Source organism: Psychromonas aquimarina ATCC BAA-1526, from assembly GCF_000428725.1.
GTDB classification, from domain to species: domain Bacteria; phylum Pseudomonadota; class Gammaproteobacteria; order Enterobacterales; family Psychromonadaceae; genus Psychromonas; species Psychromonas aquimarina.
In genome coordinates this window covers 1-7346 of sequence record NZ_AUAM01000080.1, presented here as the reverse complement: position 1 = coordinate 7346, position 7346 = coordinate 1, and the positions used below count along the sequence as shown (strand labels likewise).

3 protein-coding genes and 1 pseudogene are annotated in these 7346 nt (G+C 40.2%); 3 read left to right on the top strand and 1 reads right to left on the bottom strand.

Going from position 1 to position 7346, the window contains the following annotated elements; all coding sequences use genetic code 11:
• Positions 1 to 350 precede the first annotated feature (350 nt).
• The 3 genes from G337_RS0118205 (at position 351) to G337_RS27880 (ending at position 6819) form a co-directional block, all read left to right on the top strand.
• Positions 351 to 1370, top strand: a complete 1020-nt coding sequence (locus G337_RS0118205; RefSeq protein WP_028865152.1) for a hypothetical protein — start codon at positions 351 to 353, stop codon at positions 1368 to 1370.
• Between the two features lie 335 nt (positions 1371 to 1705).
• The gene (locus G337_RS0118200; protein WP_037027969.1) at positions 1706 to 5494 is read left to right on the top strand and encodes a hypothetical protein; all 3789 of its coding nucleotides are present in this window, start codon (positions 1706 to 1708) and stop codon (positions 5492 to 5494) included.
• A gap of 5 nt (positions 5495 to 5499) precedes the next feature.
• A complete protein-coding gene (locus G337_RS27880; protein WP_084605486.1) occupies positions 5500 to 6819 on the top strand; it encodes an RHS repeat-associated core domain-containing protein in 1320 nt (439 codons plus the stop codon).
• 239 nt (positions 6820 to 7058) lie between these two features.
• On the opposite strand, the pseudogene G337_RS26650 reads toward G337_RS27880, so the two are convergent.
• Positions 7059 to 7313 (bottom strand): annotated as a pseudogene (locus tag G337_RS26650) (DDE-type integrase/transposase/recombinase); the annotation flags it as partial.
• Positions 7314 to 7346 lie beyond the last annotated feature (33 nt).

The following is a 7346-nucleotide window of genomic DNA, read 5'->3' as shown; positions in this document are numbered from 1 at the left end:
TTGGGAGCAGTTTTATTCTTTAGCTGCCTAAATGTACCTGTAGAGCTGAGCATTCAGCCTTTTTCCGAAGATGCGACAGAACCAAAAAGATCATAACCGTTGGAATTTCCCTCGGCAGGTGATTTGTTCTTCTTCTTTTAACTCTTTATTATTGAACGATCTAGACGCGATCGTAGGAAGCCTTTTTGAATAAGTATCAGGCTTATAATAAATTTTCCAATTTACATATGGGGGACAACAATAAAATGGAATAGAGCCAATAATATTAAATTGTTTCTGAAGTTGAAATTAATTTATAAAACTGCACTTTATAGAACTTGAGTTGTATTTTAATTTAAATGGAGTTAAATATGCATCTTTTAAAGAAATCGAATATTTTTACAGTATCTATAATTACTTTGTTGTCACCTTCTATATGTCAAGCTCAATTTAATACCCCTTCTTTAACTATAAGAACAGCTTCTGGTTCAGCAGTTGCAACTATTTATGCGAATGGGAGAATGCAGGCAAAATTGAATGTATCATATAGCAATATCCCTGATGGATATACGGTTGATAATGTTGTGATAAAAGAAGCTTATATAAATAATAACCTTCCAAGCTATTGGGTAGTGAGTTCAATTGATAATGGGTATGATCATAACATGTCAAACAGTTATCAAACCCTTAGGACAAGACAGCAAAACCTTACGACAATACCGCTTTATCTCTCTACACTAAACAGTGATGCTGACATTACATTATGCGCAGAACTTGAAGTTTCAAATACCTATGGAAATAATGAAACATTGTCGACTTGTGAAGGAGATACAAATAATGGACTTGTTAGTGTTATTGTTCTCCAGGAAATTAATTATGGTATTGAGGACTTAGATCACTCAAGAAACCGAGAATGGTATGGGAACACTGGGGCTTCTTATGCAATATCTAATGATAGGTTTACGTTGAGAAACAATCGTGAAATCAGAGATGTTGGTGGTTGCAACACTTCCCTGGTAAACAATGGTAAAAGATATTTAGTTTCATCGACCAATGGGCCTGAACATCCATATAGCAACGCTCGTAAATTTAGTGCAGCGTATTTATTCTACCCCAATCAAGGTGTGGTAAGTTCAAATTTTAGCTACTCAAATGGTAGCTATTGGAGAGATACAGTAAGCCTAAATTTTAACACAACCAATAGCATCGTCTTCGCTTGGCTTAATGGCCAAGATAATCAAAATACATATGTAAACCCTTTAATAAGTTGGACAATACATTGTTCAACCATAGCATTTCGTGACAACTATGGTAACGACGGCATTCTAAATCTATCGAGACACTCAAACCCTGACGATGAATGGGGAAATGTTTATTATAGTTTTCATTAACTAGGTTGGTTAGAACATGGTTTCTAGCAAGCTATCTCAAGTAGCAAAAATCAGCAAGCCGATAAATGATGAGATTCTAGGAAGAAAGTTGATGGTCTAGTCACTCTAAATCACAACTTTTTAACAACGAAGATCATCGTTTAGCGCCTTTCTCTTCTGGAGTTTAGCCCGAAAGCTAGCGTTGCGTTTCAACACTTGAAAAGGGAATAACCACTCTCATTATGTTGCACCTTACTCTAGCATCCGGGCGAAGCTCTGAATTTTCATCTTGAAGTAGTTTGGGTATATGCTCATTTTATATAAACCTGTAACGGTATTTAAAACAAGGACAAGTGATGAATATTGAATCTAATGCTAATAATTTTATTGAACACCTTACCTCTGGAGTAGATGTTAGGACGGGGATGTATTCTATAACTATCCCGCTGGCCCGTTTGTTGTCACATAACCTTTCAGGTCCTAGTATTCCTATTGCGCTATCGTATAGTGCAGGTAGCTCAGAAGATATCGGTTTTGGTAGGGGTTGGTCATTATCTCTAAGCCAATACAATGAAACCTCAGAAACTATAAACCTTTCAACAGGCCAGTCTTTTCGGATATACAAACCTTGGAGTAGTAATGAGTACGAAATACCATACAGGAAAATTAAAGATATAAAAATCACATACTTAAGTGAATCGGAAGAGTTAAAGGTGGTTAACAAAGAGGGAGGGTATGAGTGTTTGAGTGAAACTACTGGGAGATTAAATAAAATAGTTTCACCGGATGGGAAAGAGGTTTATTTTAGCTATGATTCTTGGACGGGGCGGATAAATCGAATTTATGACAATGCTGGGCGCGAGATACTATTTGACTGGAGTCAAGAGAGCGACAAGGTCGATATCATCCACAAACATAATGAATTAACGCTACAGACGATCACTCTTAATAAAGGCGGAAACGGGAGCTATCGGCGCTTATCCAGTATAAATTTAGATGAAAAATTTCCTTCGATAGAGCTCGATTATAGGTACATAGAGAGCTCAAACTATGATGTCATAGAAAAGGTAACTCACCCCTCTGGATTGATTGAAGAGATGTGGTATCTAGACAATGGTCACTCCCTACCTTCAGGATCCCCTTTATCAGAAATTCCATTTATTCAAACTCATCGTGTCACCCCTGCTTTTGATAGCAGTCAACCTGTTCAGCTGACAGAATACGACTATTCAGATAAAAATTATCTAGGATTTGCCAGTGAAAGAGTATGGATCCAAGGCGAAGATACATTATTCAAATCATCAGCAAACTACACTTACACCACCACAGAGATCATTAATAATTCGAAAAAAATAGTTCGGAGTTACAACAAATATCACTTATTAGATTTCGAGAAGCGCTACGATAATAATGTTCTCTATAGAAAAGACCAATATGAGTATTACGCTGTCCTCAATAAAAGTATAGAAGAACAACCTGCTACCTACAGCTTACCTAAGATGCAGACGACCACTCATTATTATGATGGTAATTCAAGATCTTTGACTAAGCAATACGAGTATGATGATTACGCAAATCCTACTTTAATTCAAGAAGTCGATGGCTCTAAGCAAATCTATATTTATTACCCTCCAGAGGGGGAAGAAGGTGCGTGTCCCGCAAACCCTTACGGGATGGTCTCCCAGCTCAAAGAAGAACGGTTCATTCCGGCAACGGTCCAATATGGGGAGCCCCCCCTTATCACAAAATACACATACACATCATTAGCAAGGCTAGATGAGCCGAATCAGTACTTTATTGTGTTAGCCACTGAAAGTGATGAGAATCAAAAGGATACCTTGAGTTATTACACCAATAGTGAACAGCCCCGTCTCTATGGACAAATAAAAGAACTGGTTTCCAGTGTAAATGGCTACGAGCAGAAGGTTAGGACTAATTATGAGCTTCTAACCGACAGGCTTAAAACGACAACAACGGCCTTAGCTCATGATGGATTAACAAAAACCTCCTCTGTATCAATAGACTATCTTTTGGGGTTACCAATAGAAAAAGTCACAGAGGGTGAGTCTAGTATTAGGATAACTTATGATTCACTTGGAAGAAAAAAAACTATCACAGTGGCGCCAGACACGGACTACATGGCCACGACATCATTCCATTACACAGTTGGTGACGGCAATAATACAGTCACCCAAACTGATCCGAAAGGAAATATAGAAGTCACAAAATATAACAATGCGGGTAAAACCATTGCCATAATACAGTCACATGGTAATGCACTCTATACTGTGCAATCCATGACTTATAACGAATATGGCCAACTAAAGTCAACAGTAGATACCGACTGGCTTAATGGGGATAAAATCAGTATTACTACGGAGTTTAAATACGACGTCAATGGTGAAGTAAAGGAAATATATCACCAAGATGGACGGCAAGAAATCATTGAACAAAATCCGGTGTCACTGACGACAGAACATAAACAGGTTGGTTTGTTAACAGAAACGACAACTTATAACTTATCTGGCTTAGAAGTCGAGAAAGAGACAACAGATATTACGGGGAATCGGCTTGCCAGAACTCAGTATCACTATGATGCGTTTGGGAAACTTCGCAGCATAATAAATACTCAAGGACAAATCACAAAATATCGTTACGATGTGTTTGATCGGCTCAAAGAAGTTGAGCGGGTGATTGATGGACAAAGTGTCGTTGAGTCTTATTCTTATCCTGAATTTACTTCTGAAAGCCTAGTGGACAGCGTAATGGTCAATGGTGTAACCCTTGGCGACAGAAATTATGATGGATTAGGTCGCTTAATGAGTGAAACCGTTAATGGGGCAGTCAATTCGTATCACTATACGGGAGCTTCTAATCAACCAAGTAGTGCGATTTTATCTAATAGTAGCGTTATTGATATGGTAAATAATGCTAACCTTCAAGTTACTGAGGCAGTGTCTGTGCAAGGAAAACCCGAACTCAGCAGTAATTATAGCTTTGACCCTCAAACGGCACTGCCAATCAGTAATTTAAATCAGGGATGCAGACGTACCGTTACCAGAGACTCCTATGGCCGAATAGAAATCGATGAAGTTGAGCTTAATGATGGTGAAATTAGGCAGGCAAGTGAAGAATATTCACTACGAGGACGGTTGCTAAAAAGTAGGGATTATTTCGGTAATCATAACGAATATGGGTATGACACATTGGGGCGACCAGACTTCATTACTGAATATGTATCTGGTGTCGAGACAAAAACACATATCGAGTATGACAACTATAGTCGTGCCAGGAGATACACTACCGAGCGTGGTGCGGATACGGCAGTTATTGAACTGATATTTAACAACATCGGTATAGAAACCCAGCGAGTGGCTAAGTTTAATGGTGTGGAAGAGTTTAGCATTCTCCAAACTTATAATAGCAACCTTCAGTTGGACAAAAGAGTCTATACAGATGTGCTGGGCACAACAGATGAAACTTTCGTCTATGATGAACTTGCACGCCTGAAAACTTATTCTTGCACAGGCCCCAATATGCCTTCTAATGAGTATGGTGAGCATTTAATTCAGCAGGTATTCAGCCATGACCTGTATGGAAATATCACGGAGGTCATAAGCCACTTTAATGATGGTACGACGAACACCACAGAGTATACGTATAATCCCACCAATCCTGTCCAGCTAGTGAGAGTCACCAACACACATAATAGTTATCCATCCAGTGTGGAATTGAACTATGACGTTGCGGGGAACATGCTGAATGATGAGAAAGGAAATGTATACCGTTACAATGAGTTAGGCCAGTTAACCTCGGTTGATAATGCTAATGGAAAGAAGCTGTCTAAATATCAATACGATGGGGAAGGGCAAATGGTCTCTCAAACTGTGGAGGAACAATTAGTTTACCTTTTCTACAGTAAGGGGACGTTAGTGAATGAAATGTCAGAGGAGACACATTCTAGTTACCATCACATTGCCCCCGGCCTTGTTGGCCGAAGTATTCATGATGATGCTAACAATGTCCATCATCAGTTACTATTGGGCAACAGTCAGGGAAGCGTGCTTGAGTCATTGTCAACCTCTGAAGATTCCGATATCCGAGACAAGAAAACTCGCAGTTATACACCATATGGAGAGGGGTAATTGTTATGATTAACAAACCAAAAGTCGTTCAGCATAGCCGAAGAAGATTTCTAAAGCAGTCAGGTGGCCTATCGGCCCTTGCTGCAACGGGCGCCACATTTCCCTTGTTATCAACATTTGCGTCGTCTTCTTCTCTTGATTCGAGTGTTATTCGTGATAATCAGTTGGGATTCAATGGCGTACGTCAAGACCCTGCGACCAAACTCTATCCTCTAGGGAATGGCTACCGGATGTATAGTCCAACCCTGATGTGCTTTAACGCTCAAGACAACCAGAGCCCTTTTGGTCGAGGTGGTATCAATGGCTATGCCTATTGCTTAGGTGACCCAGTTAACCAGCGAGATCCGAGTGGCCACTTTGCTCTACTCAGTATATTGATTGGTGCTATTGTTGGTGCCGTTGTAGGAGCCTCTATATCTGCTGCCGCAGAAGGTATTCATATGGCGATAAATCCTGAGCATAAGTTTGACTGGAAGCAAGTTGGGATTGGAGCTGCGATTGGCTTTATAACTGGTGGAATAGGGATTGCCGCCGCCGCGCCAAAAGCAGGGGTACAATTAGGCCTTGCAATTGCTAAATCAGCAGTGGCTGAGTTTGCATCTGTGCCTATTTCGACCGTTACCGCTCTGTCAATGCAACCCAACGCTTCAAAGGGGTTACAAATAGTAGGTCAGATACTGGGTTTTTCATTAGCGATTGCAGGGGTGGGGTATGGTCTTAAAGGAGCAGCACAGCTAGGAAGAAAGATTCTAAAAGGCAGGGTATACAGAAAGATTTCCAAGTGGCAAAGGAAGGAAATATTATATAGTAAATGCATCAGTGTGCGGGAAGCTTTATTTACTGCAGCGAGCATTGTGGCTGGGATTTCTAGTGCTTCTTCTGGCATTGCCTTTAATACTATGAATCATTTAGGGAAGAGTTCTCACGATAGTGACTTAGCAATGCGATGCTTTCATTTTGGAAGTTCTGCGCTTGGCGCTTTTGGTGGTAAGTCTTTAAACCCAATAAAAAATATCAAATCTGACCCAGTAGGTTATTTATCAGGCCGATTTACGGATGTTTCTCACGTTACAGGTTTTGTTGCACTATTAGCTACGGAAGCTGGGAGTGATGCAAATCGCCAATGGAATACAGTGTCATTCTTAACTGGTATTGCCTCGGTATATACTTTAAATACGCAGAATCACCTCAAACACTTCGATAATAAACCACTTTGGAAGCAACTTGGTGTATCTGAATCAACATGGAGCAAATCACTAAGTAATCGTTCTTCACAATATCCTCTATATCCTTTAGGACGATATCGTGCTCTGGTTAGTGATTAACTTCATTTTTAGTTCTTAACTTAAAATATATGGATTATTCTTCTAAGAAATGAAGATCTGTGTCCAACTTATGGGAGGCACCTCTCGATTTAAATACTATGTGAGATATTGGCTACCAAAACCTAGGATTGTAAATCCTTATCCGGAACAGCGCTTTTACGCCAAATACTCGAGGTAGGAGCCGGATGCGTTAGTAGCGCACGTCCGGATCTGTGCGGGGGGGTCAGTAATGACCATTCCTACCGCGACCGATACTTCACTAGGCTAACTTCTATAAGGCAACTAGCCATTCCAGAAAACCAGAGTTGCCAGTTCAATGTATCCAGAGCTGCGCTGTTACTCCCACTTTTATCAATGACTACCTTCTCAGGTAAGCCGTGCTGACTGATGGCTTTATTAAAGAAGCGCCTGGCTGCCTCTTCATCCCATTTTTCAGTTAACATGAAATCAATGGTATTACCCAGCTTATCAACTGCGCGATACAGGTAGCACCACGGCTAGCGCATTTTAATCCCAGACTCTAACAG

Coding starts and splice junctions, on each gene's coding strand:
- G337_RS0118205 (WP_028865152.1), top strand. CDS start 351: ATGCATCTTTTAAAGAAATCGAATATTTTTACAGTATCTATAATTACT.
- G337_RS0118200 (WP_037027969.1), top strand. CDS start 1,706: ATGAATATTGAATCTAATGCTAATAATTTTATTGAACACCTTACCTCT.
- G337_RS27880 (WP_084605486.1), top strand. CDS start 5,500: ATGATTAACAAACCAAAAGTCGTTCAGCATAGCCGAAGAAGATTTCTA.